Origin of the sequence: Streptococcus sp. HMSC062B01 (assembly GCF_001811085.1) — a bacterium.
GTDB classification, from domain to species: Bacteria; Bacillota; Bacilli; order Lactobacillales; family Streptococcaceae; genus Streptococcus; species Streptococcus gordonii.
In genome coordinates, this window is the sequence record NZ_KZ672782.1 from 1 (window position 1) to 17,884 (window position 17,884).

The window sequence follows — 17,884 nt, forward strand, 5'->3', positions numbered from 1 at the left end:
TTGATGGCTCCGGTTGATCTGGAGTCTTAACTGGCGGAGTTGGCTCATTTTCATATGTTGGTACTACTGGTGCTGGCTCCAATGGTTTTTCCACTTCATAAGTAGGAGCTTGTGGTTCAGTTGGTGCTACCGGCGGAGTTGGTTTTTCCTTAGTAATTTTTGGAACGTTGACCGCACGAATTTTACCATTGAGTGAGTACCAAATGTTTGGTTTTTTACCTTCAGTATTGTCTCTTCCAGGTACTTGAGGCATTTCCGCTACAGGCATCACATTGGTAGCAGACGTTGCGCCAACAGTAACGTAATTATTAGGGCCTGACATGCTAATAGCCCCTGCACCATACCAAGAGTTTGGTGCATCAGAGGTATCCCAACCAGAACCTGGCTGACCATTTGGATACATTGTCCAACGTGCCCCACCCTGTCCTTGTTTAAAGTTCAAGGTTTCAGTAGCATAAATCATGCCATTCTTTTCACCAATGGATGAACCTGAGATTTTGATAAACTTACCACTATAATCCTTGGCCATCTCAATAGAGTTATGCTCACGGTTAAGTGAGGCTACAGAAAGAAGGGCGTTGTCAAAATTAATTGGCTGATCATTTTCATCATAGAAGGTGAATTCATTTTTAATGAAAAGCGAAGTATCTTTTTCTACTTGACCCGTATAGGCTGAAGCAAAGACTCCTAGAGTAGGGTCGGTAAAGATTCCCAACCAAACTTTTCCACTAGGATTTTTAAATTGCGAAGAAGGATCTACAGTATATTTGTAAACAATCTTCGAAATCTTTTTACCGTTGTAGTAGGAATTTTGAAGGTTGGTATAAGTCGCTGTTACGCTTTGACCACGTTCTAGAAGAACAGATCCCCATTTAACTTCAGTTTTATTCCCTACATTGGTGGTCCAGTCAGATTTGTTATTGATGTTCCCATACAATTCTACTGAAGAAGTAGTAGCACCGTTTTCCAAATTCTTGACATTCAGGTTGTCTAACTGAAGATTCTTTTTACCGTACTGGTCTGTGTCTTTCTTAAAGGCTTCATCAACAGCTGCTGCTGTAAGAAGTTTTCCTTCTGTTTTGAGGTCAAGTTGAGCATTCGGTTCTAAATCATAAACCAAGCTCTGAGCAGATGGCTTAGACAAGTAACCATCTTGATCTTTATTCTTTTCAAGTTCTACAAGTGCTGCCTTAATTTTGGCCTGCTCATCTTCATAAGCCTTCAACTTAGCCGGATACTCAGCCAACTCTTTCTTATATTTGGCAAGATCTGCTTCATATTTAGCTAATTTTGCTTCATAGTCAGTTTTAGCTGCGGCATTCCGTTGCTTGATTTCTTCGTTTTCAGCTTGGAGCGCTGCATTTTTTGCCTTGTTGTCTTCAACGGCCTTCTCATAAGCTGCTTTAGCATCGGCATTCGCTTTTTGAACGCGAGCTAGTTCTGTCTGGTATTCGGCTAGCTTAGCTTGATAGTCTGCTTCATTGGTAGCATTCGCTTGCTTAACTGCCACCAAATCTGCTTCATATTGCTTCAATGCTGCTTCATAAGTCGCTTTAGCTGCGGCATTCCGTTGCTTAATAGCTTCATTTTCAGCTTGAATGGCTGTATTTTTAGCTGTGTTTTCTTCAACAGCCTTCTCATAAGCAGCTTTAGCATCAGCATTTGCCTTTTGAACACGTGCCAACTCTGCCTGGTAAGCTGCTAATTTGGCTTGGTAGTCAGCATCATTATCTTCCTTAGCTTTTTTAATAGCTGCAAGATCTGCTTCATACTGCTTCATGGCAGCGTCATAGTTGGCTTTGGCTGTTGCATTGCGTTGCTTAATAGCTTCATTTTCAGCTTGGAGTGCAGCATTTTTAGCAGTATTTTCCTTTACTGCTTTTTCATAAGCTTCTTTAGCTTCAGCATTCGCTTTTTGAACACGAGCCAATTCTGCTTGGTAAGCTGAAAGCTTGTTTTGATAATCAAGCTGACTGTCTTCATTAGCTTTTTGAACAGCGGCTAAGTCTTTTTGATATTGAGCTAGCTTCGCTTCATATTCTGCCTTTGCTGTCGCATTAGCATTGTTGATTTTTTCAACTTCAGCTTGATGAGCTTTCAAATCTTCTTGATACTTATCTTCAGCAGCTTTGTTTTCAGCATTGATTTTATCTGTTTCAGCCTGATGAGCCTCTACTTCTTTTTTATAAGCTTCCGTTGTTTTCTTTATTTCTTCAGCTTGTTTAGCGTAGTCACTCTTAATTTCAGCTTGCTTTTGTGCATTTTCTGCGGCAGTTGTGGCTATACCTTTATCGCTTGTTTGATCTTGTTCAACATTGACACCTGCTGCTTTGGCATCCGTCACTGCTTTATTTAAATCATCAGCAGATACTTCTACTGGCAGAGCACCATCTTTAGAACCGGCCTGTGCTTGACTTTGGCTTGCTGCTTCAGTTGCTTCTCCCTGTGCTTCAGGCAGATTAGTAGCTGGATTCCCAGTTGTAGTGACTGCTACATTTGCTGTACTATTTGTTTCTGTAACTTCATCAGCCAAAACTTGCTGATCTGCAATAGCAATCAAAGCTGCCCCTAAGACAGCTCCACATAAAGTCTTAGCGACTTTACTTTTACGAAAACCAAAAACTTCTTTTCTTTTGTTCATTTCAAACCTTTCCTTTAAGCATAATTAGTTTTATACATCAGTCTAATAATAGCAGTTTTACAGACTGTATGCAACTAATTTACCTACTTTTTTTCTAAAGAATAGATGAAAGCCTTTTATCCACAAAATCAGGTCAGAATATTAGATAAAAAGATGGCTAAAAGCCATCTTAATCTGATATCTTATTTCTCTGTAAGTGCTGCAAGACCTGGTAGAACCTTACCTTCAAGAAGTTCCATTGAAGCACCACCACCAGTAGAGATCCAAGAGAATTTGTCTGCACGGCCAAGGTTGATAGCTGCAGCAGCTGAGTCACCACCACCGATGATTGATTTAACGCCTGGTTGTTTCACGATAGCGTCCATGACACCGATTGTACCAGCTTGGAAGTCAGGGTTTTCAAATACACCCATAGGTCCGTTCCAGACAACAGTTTTCGCACCAGTCAAAGCTTCATCGAATTTAGCGATAGATTTAGGACCGATATCCAAACCAAGGAAACCTGGGTCTACTGCTTCACCTTCAGTGTCTTTCACTTCAGTGTAGTCAGCAAATGCATTTGCTTCTTTTGAGTCAACTGGCAAGATCAATTTGCCGTTTGCTTTTTCAAGAAGAGCCTTAGCAACATCCAATTTGTCTTCTTCTACAAGTGAGTTACCAATTTCGATACCTTGTGCTTTGTAGAATGTGTAAGTCATCCCACCACCGATAAGAACTTTATCAGCTTTTTCAAGCAAGTTTTCGATAACACCGATCTTGTCTGAAACTTTTGAACCACCAAGGATAGCCACGAATGGACGTTCTGGAGCTTCAACTGCTTCTTGGATGTAGGCAATTTCGTTTTCAAGAAGGAAACCAGCAACTGCTTTTTCAACGTTTGCTGAGATACCAACGTTAGATGCGTGTGCACGGTGAGCTGTACCGAATGCATCGTTTACGAAGATACCATCTCCAAGTGATGCCCAGTATTTACCAAGCTCAGGATCATTTTTAGATTCTTTCTTGCCGTCAACATCTTCGAAACGAGTGTTTTCAACCAAGAGAACTTGTCCATCTTCAAGAGCGTTGATTGCTGCTTCTAATTCAGCACCACGAGTTACACCTGGGATAAACTTAACGTCTTGACCTAATTTAGCAGCCAAGTCAGCAGCTACAGGTGCCAAAGATTTTCCTTCTTTGTCCGCTTCTTCTTTTACACGTCCAAGGTGAGAGAAGAGGATTGCACGTCCACCTTGTTCAAGGATGTACTTGATAGTTGGAAGAGCTGCAGTGATACGGTTGTCATTTGTGATCACGCCATCTTTTACAGGAACGTTAAAGTCAACACGAACGAGAACTTTTTTCCCTTTCAAGTCAACGTCTTTTACAGTCAATTTTGCCATTGGATATGACTCCTTCTATTTTTAATACATGATAATTATATCACAAAAGATGTAAAAGAGGTAGAAAAATCCAATCATTTCCCCTGCTTAATTATATCCCTTTCATCGGCAATATAGTCAATTCATTCACACATAAACCATAACAAGTTGTTTTTATACTTCAAAAGCTTCCCTTCTACAATAATCAAACCTCCCATATGCAGTTTACGGGAGGTTTGATAATTTAGTCAGCCTAGCAGTCTTCTTGTAGGCACCTTTTCCTTTCACGTCTAATTGCTAAAAGGGATATCTAGAAAGACACTTATCTTGGCTGATTTGTTAATCTTCTTTTTTCTTACCTGCTAAGAGAAGGCCACCGAGAGCCACCAAAAGGATTGACTCTGCTACAAATGATGCTTCTTGGCTAGCTGTATTAGGTAAGTTGCTTGCAGACGTTACAGTATTTTCTTTTTTAACATCCAGAGAATTAACTTCTTCCTTGGCTGATTGAGAAGATGAATTTGCTAAGTTCTGACTTTGATAATTTGCAGATCCTCTATCCATTTCCTGATAGTTTAGATGCTCAACAGTTGAATTTGCATTCGGTTGAACTGGACTCAAATGACCATCACCTGGTAATTGAGAATGAAGCGGTTTAGAATTATCATTACTTGGAACAGTAGGCTTATCAGGTTCAGATGGTTGATCAGGCTTGAGTGGCTGGTCAGGCTCACTTGCTTTTGGTGTCTTGTAGACAAGAGCATAGTGAGTAAAGTGAGGCGCCGTGAAGATAACTTCATTGCCTACTTGCTCAAAGGCTAAAGATTGGACTGGTTGATTATCTGGGAAGAAGAGAACTTGTTCAACTTCCTTGCCAGCTTCTACTGGTATTTTAACAAGAGAAGCATGCTGGGTATCAATATCTCGTCCCTCTTTATCTACTCCCTCTATGTCGTATACCTTACCAAGTCTACCTGCAAAGGCTTCTTTTTCCGCAGCATTAGCCTCAACCACTCCGACTTTCAAACCTTTAACTGGAGTAATTTCCTTATTTGAAAATTGAACTTCCACTCCTGTAGCTGAATCTACAAAGACAGTCGGTTTGTCTTCTTTAAGTAGAGCAATCAACGCTTGAAGAGAAGTTTTGGCCGTTTCAAGCGCTTCTGGGCTTACTTCCGAAGAGGCCAATAAATCTTTATTTTTATTCAATAAATTGACTAAAGCATCTCCAGAAGGATGATTTGGCTTTTGTGCAAGCAAGTCTTGGGCTTCTGTTGCCAAAGCATCCAATTCAGAAGTTTTGTCTGCAAAATTCTTTCGGCCATCCAAAGCCTTGAATGCTTGAGTCAGTTTAGACAGACTTTCATCAACCTGTCCTTGTGTACTTGTATCATGGTCTTTCAGGATTTGCTCCGCACTTGCGATTTCCTTGAGCAAGGCATCTTTATTTTCCTGACTTGCAAAGCTGAAATCGACCTTATTTTGTACAGCAGCTGCTTCTGCCAATTTTTGCTTCAAATATTCATCATTTAGAGCTGGTTTTGGCGATACAAACACATCATAAGTTGTCGTCACACCACGATAGCCAATCGAAATTGTTTGGCGTCCTTCTTTGTGAGCATCATATCCTGTAACTTGGACACCTGCTTCATCTAAAGCATGTTCTTCAGTTGTTTCATCATCAAAAACTAGTCGGAAACGTCCTCCTTGTGTCTCAAGATTTTCACCAACAATGTAGTCTGTTTTAGGTTTTTCAATCAATTCAAGTCCCACAGGTGTCTTCTCTCCTGCTTCGCTATGACTGACAACATAAACTGTCAGTGATTGATCCAGTTTTTGGCCCAGATAAGATACTTGTAAATGCTGCTCCCCTAATTTAGAAGGATCATAACCAGTTACTTCAACCCCGCTATTTGATAGCTGAATCAACTGATCCGCTTCTCCACCCTTAAAGCCGACACGAATAGTACCGTCCTTCAGAGATAGAGCATCTCCTTGACGATAAACCTTCTTTTCAGGTGCTGTTTCAAGTTCAACCTTAGAAATTTCTTTGTCTTCTTTAGGCACTTCAATAGCTAGCACATTACTAATATCCTTACCTGCAACTTGTGAACGATAATATAGTAAGCTAGGCAATTTAGCAAAAGCAAGAGGTTTAAAGATAAGATTGCCATCCTTATCGGCTGTCATAGTTGCAATCGCTTGTTTTGCATCGCTACTTTCATATAGTGATACTGTTGTTTTAGCTGCAACATCTTTAAAACCTACTTGAACGTGTCCATTTCCCAGAACACGCGCAGCAGCATTTTTCATCGGAATATTAACTGTCTCAGTATCTAAGCTTTCATACATCTTCCAGTTATAAATCCGAATTGCCCGCCATGGAGTCCCGTTATCAGCTGTAATGACATCTAAGCGCCAGTCTTGTGCTCGAATCGGCTTATCTAATACAATATCTGACACATGATCCTTATTGCCCCGGACAGCCTTGGCTAATTTCCATTCGCCGGCTTCATCCTTGTAATATAGATCAAAGTCTCGCGTATTCATCTTACCATCATCAACAGACTCTCCACCTGCTCCAGCATGCTCCATAACCCAGCGAGTTACCGTACGTGGCTGAGTCAAACGGATGTCTACCGTTCCGCTTAGTTGGGCAGAAGACCATTTATCTGACAGACTAGTAATAGTACCATTCAGCATGCCTTCAATACCCTCGCTTCCATCTGCATCAGGGAAGCTTGAAGCAATCACTTTGGCTCCTAAAACTACATTCGGCGCTAAAGGTTTTGGTAAAGAAGTATCGGAAACCTGCATGCCCCAATCAAAGTCAACCGTCCCAGCATCCGAACGAAGACCATTCTTTCCTACTGCAACGACTTTTAACTCTTGCTTACTACCCTTGGCACTAGCTGAACGACTCACCTTAGCCAAATAAGCTGATGTGCCAGAAGTTCCAGTTACTAGACGCCATTGATCACCATCTTTTTCATAGATTTCATAATAATCTGCATCTGCACTTCCCTTAAACTGTAGCAAGGCTTCTGCTTCCTGAGCATTTTGAAGACGTTTAGCTTTTACAACGACATCCTTTGGCGCAGCTGGTTTCTCTTGGTTGGCATAGATGGACAATTGACCTAGATTAAACTTATAATCTTTGACATCACTGTCGTGGTCAAAGAACATCTTAACCCCATAAATCGTTTTACCAGCTAGAGAAGATAAGTCAAAGGTCTCTGTCTTCCAATCTTTGCTAGTTTTGAGTTCTTTCCATTCGTACTCAGAATAATCTGGTTTGGTCGCAAGAGCAACCCAAGCACTCGTTCCTTGACCACCTTTATGCGTTAGGCTAAGTTTGGTCTTATCACTAACTGGAATCTTAGTTGAATAAAGCATAACATTCTGGCTGCTATTTGCATCCAAGTTTCCCTCAAAAGCTAGTGAATTTCCACCGTTATAGGCTTCATCAAAATCATAACGCCCCTTCAGAGGTGCACTACCTTCCGAGTGCTGAATCCACCAACGCCAAGTCGGCAAGAAGCCGGATACCGAACGATAGTTCCATTCTCCATCTTTAGAAACTTTTCCATCTACAAACCAACGTTTCCCGTGACCAGTATTAAAGGAAGTATTAAAATCAGGTTTAGTGATAGCTGTTTTATCAACTACCAAGTTTGACATACCATACCAAGTTTGGTCAGCTGGTTTCCCCTTACTAGGATCACCTTGGAAACCTGTCCAGAAATAATTTTCATGAGTATGGTAGCCCTCACCTGTTTTACCAAGACCAGTGATAGTATCAGGTGCATAGAGACCTAGAGAAAGACGGAGTTTCCCATTTTCATCTAGAATGGCATCCCAGTCCACATTGGTCTTGTAAGAACCGCCCTTTTGTAACTCTATCCCAGCCAAAACATCGTAAGGATTGCGTTTAATCCATTTTGCAGTACTGATTGAATAATCCGTCTCTGCTTTACCCCAGTTAAAGTTAGCAAAGAAAGTATCTACTGGATTTTCACCGTCTTTAGGCTGCATAAACTGATAATTATATTCTCCAAGGGCATTTTCATGATAACGACCATATTCGTAGGTCATGGCATCATACCAAGAATATTTAATCGGGTAATTCAAAGAACGCGCATACTCTTTTGTATAGAGCAAGAAGTCACGCATTTTAGGTCCTAAAGGCTCTACCTGACCACCAGTTGTTTCTTGGTTAATAAAGTAGCCATCATAACCATAATACTTGGCAAGTTCAACTAATTTACGTGCAATAGGGAAGGTCTTTGAACCTTCAGAATCTTCTTTTAAAGCCTCTGCAAATCGTTCCTGATCCTTAGCGCTGGAAGACCAATTAAAGAAGAGGGTACCATAGATAGGAACGCCATTTCTATGCGCAGCATCAATGACATCTGAAGTAGGAACTAGCCCATCCCAGAAAACCATTGAGTGTAAGTATTGCCAATAATCAAAGGCATAGGCCTTAAATTCCTCACCTCCAGTAGAAGCATGGTCAAGTGCTTTGGAGTTCATATTGGATAAAGCCTGAACCTTAGCCTCTGGATTTGCTTGTTGATTAATTTGATGCCCTTGATAACGTTCAGCCAAAGGTACGCTAGCACGGTTAATATCATCATCTTCTCGATCCCCAGGTTTCCAATTTAGCAGATCTTGCCAAGTATCAAACTTAACTTCTTTTGGCTTTAGTTTCTTCTCTTCTTGACTCGGTAGATCCTCTACGACTTTTGCTTCCTTAGTTGCAGGTTTTTCCTCTTTCTCTGCGACAGTTGCTACATCTTGACTCTCTACTACTGGTTTTTTATCTTCAACAACTGCTTGATTTTCTGTATCTGGCTGTGCTGCTTGACTTGCCTCCTCTGAAGCAGGTTTCCCTTGTGCTTCCCCTGCCGCCTCTTCCTTAGGGGCATCTGCATTGACTAAAGCCACATCACTAGCTTGGGACAAGTCTGTAAGCTTCTCTTCTGCTGAAACATTTGCCACTCCAAAAAGAGCTATTCCTACTAAAACAGAACAGACTCCCAGGCTTAACTTTCTGATGCTAAATTTTTGCTTTTTATAAAATTCCATGTTTCCCTTGACTCCTTCTCTTCTTTTCTTAGTTTTGCGACTATCCAATTCTAAATACTAACACCACTCCTTTTTTAAAAGTAATCGCTTACATTTTTCTTTAAAAAAAGAAAACTTCACTCAAAACCATTCTACCCTTTGCTTACTTTCATTGTCAATCCTTTCTATCTCATCCTATAAATAGGGCTTAAATCTCTAAAAAAAGTACAAAAAAAGAGAGCTAAGCTCTCTTTTTCTATACTATGAATTATTTAGCGATTTTCGCGAAGTATTCAAGAGTACGTACAAGTTGTGCAGTGTAAGACATTTCGTTGTCATACCATGAAACAACTTTAACCAATTGTTTACCGTCAACGTCAAGAACTTTAGTTTGAGTTGCGTCAAACAATGATCCGTAAGACATACCTACAACGTCTGAAGAAACGATTGGATCTTCAGTGTAACCGTATGATTCGTTAGCAACAGCTTTCATAGCTGCATTTACTTCATCAACAGTAACGTTCTTTTCAAGAACAACTACCAATTCAGTTACTGATCCAGTTGGAGTAGGAACGCGTTGTGCAGCTCCGTCAAGTTTACCGTTCAATTCTGGAATTACAAGACCGATTGCTTTAGCAGCACCAGTTGAGTTAGGAACGATGTTAGCAGCACCAGCGCGTGCACGACGAAGGTCACCTTTACGGTGTGGACCGTCAAGGATCATTTGGTCACCAGTGTAAGCGTGGATAGTAGTCATCAATCCTTCAACAACACCGAAGTTATCTTGAAGAGCTTTAGCCATTGGAGCCAAGCAGTTTGTAGTACATGAAGCACCTGAAATAACTGTTTCAGTACCATCAAGAATATCGTGGTTAGTGTTAAATACGACTGTTTTAACATCTGATCCACCAGGAGCAGTGATAACAACTTTCTTAGCACCACCAGCATGCAAGTGTTTTTCAGCAGCTGCTTTAGTAGCAAAGAAACCAGTTGCTTCAAGAACGATTTCTACACCGTCGTTAGCCCAGTCAATGTTTTCTGGGTCACGTTCAGCAGAAACTTTAACGAATTTACCGTTAACTTCGAATCCACCTTCTTTTACTTCAACAGTACCGTCGAAACGACCTTGAGTTGTGTCATATTTCAACAGATGTGCAAGCATTACAGGATCTGTAAGGTCGTTGATGCGAGTAACTTCAACACCTTCTACATTTTGGATACGACGGAATGCAAGACGACCGATACGACCGAAACCGTTAATACCAACTTTAACTACCATTCGTGATTTCCTCCTTATGAAAATCAATAAATATTTTATGTGAAAAGAGTAACTTGAGTTGCTACAAATCACTTTTCAACATTATTATTATATACCTATTTGATATAAAATGCAACTGATTTCATCATTGTAAGAGAAACTTGTTCATTCTTTCAAATCTTTTTCAAGATTATTTTCAGATAGTTTTTTTGAGAGAAAAAAAGCACCCTTAGAGGGTGCTCAGGTAGAGCTATTACGCTTCACCTTTATGTTTTTTGATAATTTCTTCTTGTACTGACTTCGGTACATCTTCGTAGTGGTCAAATACCATCATGAAAGTACCACGTCCTTGTGATGCAGAACGAAGAACTGTTGCATAACCAAACATTTCAGCAAGTGGTACATAGGCACGAACGATTTGGCTGTTACCATGTGCTTCCATACCATCAACACGTCCACGACGAGCTGTTACGTGACCCATAACGTCACCAAGATTTTCTTCAGGAACAGTGATTGTTACCAACATCATTGGTTCAAGGATAGCTGGTTGTGCAGTCTTAGCCGCTTCTTTCAATGCAAGTGAAGCCGCAACCTTGAAGGCTGTTTCAGATGAGTCAACATCGTGATATGAACCATCGTAAAGTTTAGCTTTCACGTCAACGATTGGGTAACCAGCAAGGACACCATTAGCCATTGACTCAATCAAACCTTTTTCTACCGCTGGAATGAATTCACGTGGAACCACACCACCGACGATAGCATTTTCAAACTCGAATCCTTTACCTTCTTCATTTGGAGTAAATTCGATCCAAACGTCACCGAATTGACCTTTACCACCAGATTGGCGTTTGAAGAATCCACGAGCTTGAGTAGGAGCGCGGAAAGTTTCACGGTAAGATACTTGAGGAGCACCTACGTTTGCTTCAACCTTGAACTCACGACGCATACGGTCAACAAGGACATCCAAGTGAAGTTCACCCATACCAGAGATAACTGTTTCACCAGTTTCAACGTTTGTTTCAACACGGAAAGTTGGATCTTCTTCAGCCAATTTTTGAAGGGCAATACCCATCTTGTCTTGGTCAGCCTTAGACTTAGGCTCAACCATCAATTGGATAACTGGTTCTGGAACGTTGATAGACTCAAGGATGATTTTAGATTTTTCATCTGTCAATGAGTCACCAGTTGTAGTATCTTTCAAACCTACGGCAGCAGCGATATCACCAGCATATACTGTTTCAATTTCTTGACGGCTGTTAGCGTGCATTTGAAGGATACGTCCGATACGTTCACGTTTACCTTTAGAAGTGTTCAATACGTAAGAACCTGATTGAAGAACACCTGAGTACACACGGAAGAATGTCAAACGACCTACGAATGGGTCAGTCATGATCTTGAAGGCAAGAGCTGCAAATGGCTCTTCGTCAGATGCTGGACGAGTTTCTTCTTCATCTGTATCTGGGTTGATACCTTTGATTGCTGGGATATCAAGTGGGCTTGGCAAGTAATCGATAACTGCATCAAGCATCAATTGAACACCCTTGTTCTTGAAGGCTGAACCACACAATACTGGGAAGAACTCAACATTGATAGTTGCTTTACGGATACCAGCTTTCAATTCTTCGTTAGTGATTTCTTCACCTTCGAGGTATTTCATCATCAAGTCTTCATCAGTTTCCGCAACTGCTTCCACCAATTTTTCACGGTATTCTTGTGCTTGTTCAAGGTATTCAGCAGGAATATCTTCTTCCAAAATATCTGTACCAAGGTCGTTAGTATAGATTTCAGCTTTCATCTTGATCAAGTCAATGATACCACGGAAGTCATCCTCAGCACCGATTGGCAATTGAATTGGGTGAGCGTTTGCTTGAAGACGGTCATGAAGAGTGCTTACTGAGTAAAGGAAATCAGCACCGATTTTGTCCATTTTGTTAGCAAATACAATACGAGGAACTCCGTATTCAGTAGCTTGGCGCCAAACTGTTTCTGTTTGAGGCTCAACACCTGATTGTGAGTCAAGAACGGTAACCGCACCATCCAATACACGAAGAGAACGTTGTACTTCGATTGTAAAGTCCACGTGTCCTGGTGTGTCGATGATGTTTACGCGGTGGTTGTTCCATTGAGCTGTTGTCGCAGCAGATGTGATTGTGATACCACGTTCTTGCTCTTGCTCCATCCAGTCCATTTGTGACGCACCTTCGTGAGTTTCACCGATTTTGTGAATTTTACCAGTGTAGTAAAGGATACGCTCAGTTGTAGTTGTTTTACCAGCATCGACGTGAGCCATGATACCGATATTACGTGTTTTTTCAAGTGAAAATTCGCGTGCCATGAGGTTATTTTCTCCTATTAATTTATTTTACAGTTTATTATAACATTATTTAGCAAAAACGGATAGGCAGGACCTACCCGTTCTCAATGTTTATCTGATTTTGTTGGTTTCAACTTGTAGATAAGTTGAATTGTAGCTAAGAGCTGACCAAGCTCAATTGAACTCGGGCTAAAAGCTCAAGTTAGCTGAGTTGAACCCGAGCGAGGCCCGGCGCAAAAAAGATAAACTGCTTTGTGTTCACTGAACACTGCATCAGTTTCCTATTTTAACTTTGCATCCTTACCGTTCCTAGCATCATGATCTAGTTGAGCTCAAGCTAAAAGTCTGGAGAAAAAGATGAATCTCATTGGTTGCAATCGCAACCTGCTTCGATTCCCTATTTTCTCTGGGACTTTCTTAACGCTTTCGCATCCTATCTTACCAACGGAAGTGTGCGAAGGCACGGTTGGCTTCAGCCATACGGTGAGTATCTTCGCGTTTCTTAACAGCTGCACCAGTGTTGTTAGCAGCATCCATGATTTCTTTTGCAAGACGGTCTTGCATTGTGTGTTCACCACGAAGGCGAGCGATTGTTACCAACCAACGAAGTCCCAATGTTGTACGACGTTCTGGACGAACTTCAACCGGTACTTGGTAGTTAGATCCACCAACACGGCGAGCACGTACTTCAAGAACAGGCATGATGTTTTCCATCGCTGTTTCAAATACTTCAAGTGCATCAGTTCCAGTAGCTTCTTTGATTTGCTCGAATGCTCCATATACAATAGAAGCGGCTGTACCACGTTTACCATCAAGCATAACGCGGTTGATAAGACGAGTAACTAATTTTGAATTGTAAAGCGGATCTGGCAATACTTCGCGCTTAGGCGCACGGTTTTTACGACTCATTTCTCTTTATCCCCTTTCCTTATGCTTTTGGTTTTTTAGTACCGTATTTAGAACGGCCTTGTTTACGATCAGTAACACCTGCTGTATCAAGCGCACCACGAACGATATGGTAACGTACCCCTGGAAGGTCTTTTACACGTCCACCACGAAGAAGCACAACACTGTGCTCTTGCAAGTTGTGTCCGATACCTGGGATATAAGCAGTTACTTCGATCAAGTTACTCAAACGTACACGAGCAAATTTACGAAGGGCAGAGTTAGGTTTTTTAGGTGTCATAGTTCCGACACGAGTCGCTACACCACGTTTTTGAGGTGCACTTTCGTTAGTTGGAACACGTTTCAAACTATTGTAACCAACGTTCAATGCTGGTGATTTAGATTTTTCTACTTTTGATTTACGCGGTTTACGAACCAATTGGTTAATTGTAGGCATCTACATTCTCCTGTATTTTTTTAATTTTGGTGATGGTATACTTGGTGACAGCTACCATCTGTGTGTACTTTTGCAACATTTGTCAGCACGTCTCTGTACACTTTTGAGAGACCAAAAGTAAAAAGTACCGTCTATCATTATAACACGGGCCGGTTGGCGAGTCAATAGGTTTCTTCATTTTTTGCCCTTTTTACTTTGTGAATCGTGAACCTTTATAAAAAAGAGAAGCTCTTGGGAGCTTCTCTTATTGTGTGGTTGTGTTGTTAGCAGAAGGGGCTTCTTCAGTCTGTGTTTGAGTATCAACAGTTGAAGGTGCTGCTGGAGTTTGGATTGTAGGCGCTTGATAGACCGGTTGCTGTTGAATTTGTGGTTGCGCAGCATTTGCAGATCGGTTTGCAGCTATGGTATCTTTAACTGCCTGAATCCTATCCTGCAACTTAGCCTTAGCATCTAGATCCTTCACCTTGTCAACTGCCGCCTGTGCAAGTGACACGTTTTCTTCGGTCTGCTCAGCTTCTAATTCCTTCACAAGAGTTTCTGCATTAGCAAGACTTTGTGTATCCAAAGTTTTCGCTTTATCTGGATTAGAAGAAGATTTTTCATTAGACGAACCAGCTTTGGAACTGGACGCACGGCTGTATGTGGCAACTGTTGAGGACTGGTGGCTTGTTTTGTAGTTAGGCTTTATAAAGAATAAGCCAGTAATTAAAATCGCTATTAATAGTAGCAAAACTCCTATCCGAACCCAAATTGGAATTCGGTCAAATTTCTCAAATATACTTCTCATAATCCTTTTCCTGCTTATTTATCAAAAATATTTCCGACTTCAACATCGATTTTATTTTCTTTTACATCGATATTGGTCACTTTCAATAAAGATTTATAAGACAGATGTTCTCTCTTTTCCTGGGCGTTATCCGCAAAAACAGCTACACCTGCTAACTCCGATTCGAATTCAGCAAGCAAGCTAATCATCCCATTGATTGTACCGCCTCCCTTAAGGAAGTCGTCCACTATCAAAACTCGGCTACCTGCTTTCAAGCTACGCTTTGATAAAAACATCTTTTCAATCCGATCGCTGGAACCAGAAACATAGTTAACGCTGACGGTTGATCCTTCTGTAATTTTTAAATCACGACGGACAATCACAAAAGGAACATTTAATGTATTGGCCACGGCATTAGCAAGTGGAACTCCTTTAGTAGCTACTGTCATGACAGCATCGATTTTTTGATCGCGAAAAGCTTTAGCGATAATCCGCCCAATACTATTTAAAATAGATGGAGTGCTCAAGAGATCAGATAGGTAGATATAGCCACCTGGTAAAATGCGGTTACTTTCTGACAATTGGTCTCGTAGTCCCTCAACAATTTCTCTAGACTCTCTATCAGAAATAGAAGGGGTAAAGATGACTCCTCCTCCCGCACCAGTAATTGTTTCAATAGATCCAATCTCGATTTCTTCAAAAGCGCGTTTGATGATGACAATATCTTCTGAAATAGAGGATTTAGCTGATTCATACTTTTCAGCAAAAGTATTCAGACTAGTTAGTTCATAAGGGTGGTTTAAAAGATAGTTTGAAATTACTACCATCCGGTCACTTCTTCTTAGTTTCATATTTTCACCGTTCTTGTTATTTTTCTTCATTATAACATACTCTATCAAAAAAACGAACATTATTTCAAATATAATGCTCATTTTTCGTTTTTTCTTTAGTCTAAATTGGGTTTATAGAAGGAACGATTGTCCATAGCAAAAATACGACTGGTCATTTCTCCTTCTCCAACCTTAGCCAAGGCACCTGTCATCATCATCATTTCTGCATCTAAGTTATCAATCATATGAAGAATCTCAGCCTCCATAATCCTTGGACGAACTGGACTTCCATATTCAAGCAAGCCATGGTGACTCAATATGACATGACGCAAGACAATCACATCTTCCTTACTGTCGTCAATCTTCAATTCTAGAAGAACTTTTGTAATTTCTTCGTCAATTAAAGCAATGTGGCCAATTAAGTTGCCACGAACTGTGTACTCGGTGTCATCAGGACCACTTAGTTCGATTACTTTTGCTAAATCGTGCAACATAATTCCAGCAAAGAGCAGACTCTTGTTGAGCTGAGGGTAGATATCTCCAATCGCATCAGCCAAGCGAACCATAGTCGCCGTGTGAAAGGCTAAGCCTGATTCAAAAGCGTGATGATTGGTCTTGGCCGCAGGATAAGAATAGAATTCCTTGTCATACTTGCTATATAAAGCTCGGACAACACGTTGCCAAACCGGATTTTCAATCTTGAAAATCATCTGGGCCAAATAATCTCGTAAATCCTTCGGATCCACTGGAGGTTTTTCTCTAAAGTCAGCTGGATCGTTAGGCTCACCTGCTCTAGGAAGACGTAGAACTAACTGATTAACCTGAGGAGTATTATTGTAGACCTCTCGGCGACCTTGCATATGGACAACTTTTCCAGCTGTATATTCAGCTACGTTATGTGGCTGGGCATCCCAGAGTTTCCCTTCGATCTCTCCACTATCATCTTGAAAAGTAAAGGCGATATAATCCTTCCCTGCCCTCGTCTGTCGAACTTCAGCTGATTTAATCAAGTAAAACCCTTCAAAAAATTCATCTTTTTTCATTTGGTTAATTTTCATGATCTTCCCTTTCTTCTGGCACATCAAGCAGGTCTATATGCAAATCCTCATCTGACAATTCAATCTGGCGTAAGGTTCTCTCAATGGCATTTGTTCTGCGTGTCAGCAAATCATCAATATTCCCCGAAGCGTGCTGCAAATGCTTCTGCGCCTTAACCAAAATACCTGCGAATTTATTAAATTCTAGTTTGACGCTTCCCAAAACCTTGCTGATGTCATCCGCACTCTTTTGAATGTTCAGAGTTTTGAATCCAACGGATAGTGAGTTGAGTAGGGCTGATAAAGTCGATGGTCCAGCAACTACAATCTGCTCTTCTCTACGAAGGTTGTCAAAAAATTCTGGATTGCGAACAACTTCTGAATAGAGACCCTCTGTCGGTAAAAACATAATCCCAAAGTTGGTTGTAGCAGGAGGTGCTAAATACTTGCTGCGAATGTCTTTTGCAAAGCGTTTAACACTATTTAGCAGTGCCTTGCGATAGAGTTCAATTTCTTCTTTATTACCAGATTCATAAGCGTCTTCCAAGCGATAGTAATCAGCCAAGGGAAATTTCGAATCAATTGGCAGATAAACATAGTCTTGATCAGTCTGGCCTGGCAACTTGACTGCATACTCAACTCTTTCACTAGAGCCTGAAACAGTAGCAAACTCCCGCTCGTACTGACTTGGAGTCAAGATATCTTCAATAATCTGACCCAGCTGTAACTCACCCATAATACCACGAGTTTTAGTATTTGAAAGGACCTTATTAAGGGTTCCAACATCGCGCGCAATATGCTGCATTTCACCTAGACCACGGTTGACTGATTCCAATTGCTTAGAAACGGACTCAAAAGAGGTCTGAAGGCGAGTCTGAAGAGTCTTTTCCAATTTTTCTTCTACTGTCTGCCTCATTTGCTCTAAACGTAATTCATTAGACTCTTGAATCTGTTTCATGCGTTCATCTGTCTTATCGCGATTCTTTGTCAAATTATCACTGATTTCTGCCCGTAAATCTGTCAAATCCCGATGCAAACTTGTGTGTAGAGAACTAAAACGATCTCCCAAGCCTATCTCTAGATTTTTTTGTTGAAGCAAGGAATTTTGTCTTTCTTGCTCCAAACGATAATCAAGCTGATCTGATAAATGGTCAGCCTGCGCTTCCAAGATTTCTTGAACATCCTTCTTTTGCTGTGTTTGGCTCTGCCAAAGCAAGAAAGTCAAAAGAAGATTGGCTACCAGCAAAATGATGATAAGTATCTCCATC

At 40.9% G+C, this 17,884-nt stretch carries 11 protein-coding genes; all 11 read right to left on the reverse strand.

The genetic code is table 11. The features are described 5' to 3' along the window. A partial coding sequence (locus tag HMPREF2780_RS05265; protein WP_158672294.1) for an antigen I/II family LPXTG-anchored adhesin occupies nucleotides 1-2,641 on the reverse strand: 2,641 nt, incomplete at its 3' end. Between the two features lie 182 nt (nucleotides 2,642-2,823). After that, nucleotides 2,824-4,023, reverse strand: a complete 1,200-nt coding sequence (locus HMPREF2780_RS05270; RefSeq protein ID WP_011999746.1) for a phosphoglycerate kinase — start codon at nucleotides 4,021-4,023, stop codon at nucleotides 2,824-2,826. A gap of 318 nt (nucleotides 4,024-4,341) precedes the next feature. Further along, nucleotides 4,342-9,090 carry an endo-beta-N-acetylglucosaminidase gene (locus tag HMPREF2780_RS05275; RefSeq protein WP_105026311.1) on the reverse strand — a complete coding sequence of 1,583 codons (4,749 nt, stop codon included), beginning with the start codon at nucleotides 9,088-9,090 and terminating at the stop codon, nucleotides 4,342-4,344. A gap of 247 nt (nucleotides 9,091-9,337) precedes the next feature. Beyond that, nucleotides 9,338-10,348, reverse strand: a complete 1,011-nt coding sequence (gap, locus tag HMPREF2780_RS05280) for a type I glyceraldehyde-3-phosphate dehydrogenase (protein ID WP_045505322.1) — start codon at nucleotides 10,346-10,348, stop codon at nucleotides 9,338-9,340. 232 nt (nucleotides 10,349-10,580) lie between these two features. Next, nucleotides 10,581-12,662 carry an elongation factor G gene (fusA, locus tag HMPREF2780_RS05285; RefSeq protein WP_061598603.1) on the reverse strand — a complete coding sequence of 694 codons (2,082 nt, stop codon included), beginning with the start codon at nucleotides 12,660-12,662 and terminating at the stop codon, nucleotides 10,581-10,583. Between the two features lie 417 nt (nucleotides 12,663-13,079). Continuing rightward, nucleotides 13,080-13,550: a 30S ribosomal protein S7 gene (gene rpsG / locus HMPREF2780_RS05290; protein ID WP_008808226.1), complete on the reverse strand. Its 471-nt coding sequence runs from the start codon at nucleotides 13,548-13,550 to the stop codon at nucleotides 13,080-13,082. Nucleotides 13,551-13,569: 19 nt separating this feature from the next. Continuing rightward, complete coding sequence (rpsL, locus tag HMPREF2780_RS05295) at nucleotides 13,570-13,983, reverse strand: 30S ribosomal protein S12 (RefSeq protein ID WP_008808225.1); 414 nt, start codon at nucleotides 13,981-13,983, stop codon at nucleotides 13,570-13,572. A gap of 244 nt (nucleotides 13,984-14,227) precedes the next feature. Further along, nucleotides 14,228-14,770, reverse strand: coding sequence for a hypothetical protein (locus tag HMPREF2780_RS05305; protein ID WP_061596228.1), 543 nt, complete (start codon nucleotides 14,768-14,770; stop codon nucleotides 14,228-14,230). A gap of 14 nt (nucleotides 14,771-14,784) precedes the next feature. Further along, complete coding sequence (gene purR / locus HMPREF2780_RS05310) at nucleotides 14,785-15,600, reverse strand: pur operon repressor (RefSeq protein ID WP_045506017.1); 816 nt, start codon at nucleotides 15,598-15,600, stop codon at nucleotides 14,785-14,787. Between the two features lie 95 nt (nucleotides 15,601-15,695). Next, nucleotides 15,696-16,637 carry a 3'-5' exoribonuclease YhaM family protein gene (locus HMPREF2780_RS05315; RefSeq protein WP_061596230.1) on the reverse strand — a complete coding sequence of 314 codons (942 nt, stop codon included), beginning with the start codon at nucleotides 16,635-16,637 and terminating at the stop codon, nucleotides 15,696-15,698. After that, nucleotides 16,627-17,883 (reverse strand): DNA recombination protein RmuC, encoded by a 1,257-nt coding sequence (locus tag HMPREF2780_RS05320; RefSeq protein WP_061596233.1) that lies wholly within the window; start codon nucleotides 17,881-17,883, stop codon nucleotides 16,627-16,629. Before HMPREF2780_RS05320 ends, HMPREF2780_RS05315 begins: the two co-directional genes overlap by 11 nt. Nucleotide 17,884: the final 1 nt, after the last annotated feature.

What these genes read in the sequence shown, in the direction of transcription:
- HMPREF2780_RS05305 (WP_061596228.1), bottom strand. Translation starts at nt 14,770, where the DNA reads ATGAGAAGTATATTTGAGAAATTTGACCGAATTCCAATTTGGGTTCGG.
- HMPREF2780_RS05320 (WP_061596233.1), bottom strand. Translation starts at nt 17,883, where the DNA reads ATGGAGATACTTATCATCATTTTGCTGGTAGCCAATCTTCTTTTGACT.
- HMPREF2780_RS05270 (WP_011999746.1), bottom strand. Translation starts at nt 4,023, where the DNA reads ATGGCAAAATTGACTGTAAAAGACGTTGACTTGAAAGGGAAAAAAGTT.
- rpsG (WP_008808226.1), bottom strand. Translation starts at nt 13,550, where the DNA reads ATGAGTCGTAAAAACCGTGCGCCTAAGCGCGAAGTATTGCCAGATCCG.
- rpsL (WP_008808225.1), bottom strand. Translation starts at nt 13,983, where the DNA reads ATGCCTACAATTAACCAATTGGTTCGTAAACCGCGTAAATCAAAAGTA.
- purR (WP_045506017.1), bottom strand. Translation starts at nt 15,600, where the DNA reads ATGAAACTAAGAAGAAGTGACCGGATGGTAGTAATTTCAAACTATCTT.
- HMPREF2780_RS05275 (WP_105026311.1), bottom strand. Translation starts at nt 9,090, where the DNA reads ATGGAATTTTATAAAAAGCAAAAATTTAGCATCAGAAAGTTAAGCCTG.
- HMPREF2780_RS05315 (WP_061596230.1), bottom strand. Translation starts at nt 16,637, where the DNA reads ATGAAAATTAACCAAATGAAAAAAGATGAATTTTTTGAAGGGTTTTAC.
- gap (WP_045505322.1), bottom strand. Translation starts at nt 10,348, where the DNA reads ATGGTAGTTAAAGTTGGTATTAACGGTTTCGGTCGTATCGGTCGTCTT.
- fusA (WP_061598603.1), bottom strand. Translation starts at nt 12,662, where the DNA reads ATGGCACGCGAATTTTCACTTGAAAAAACACGTAATATCGGTATCATG.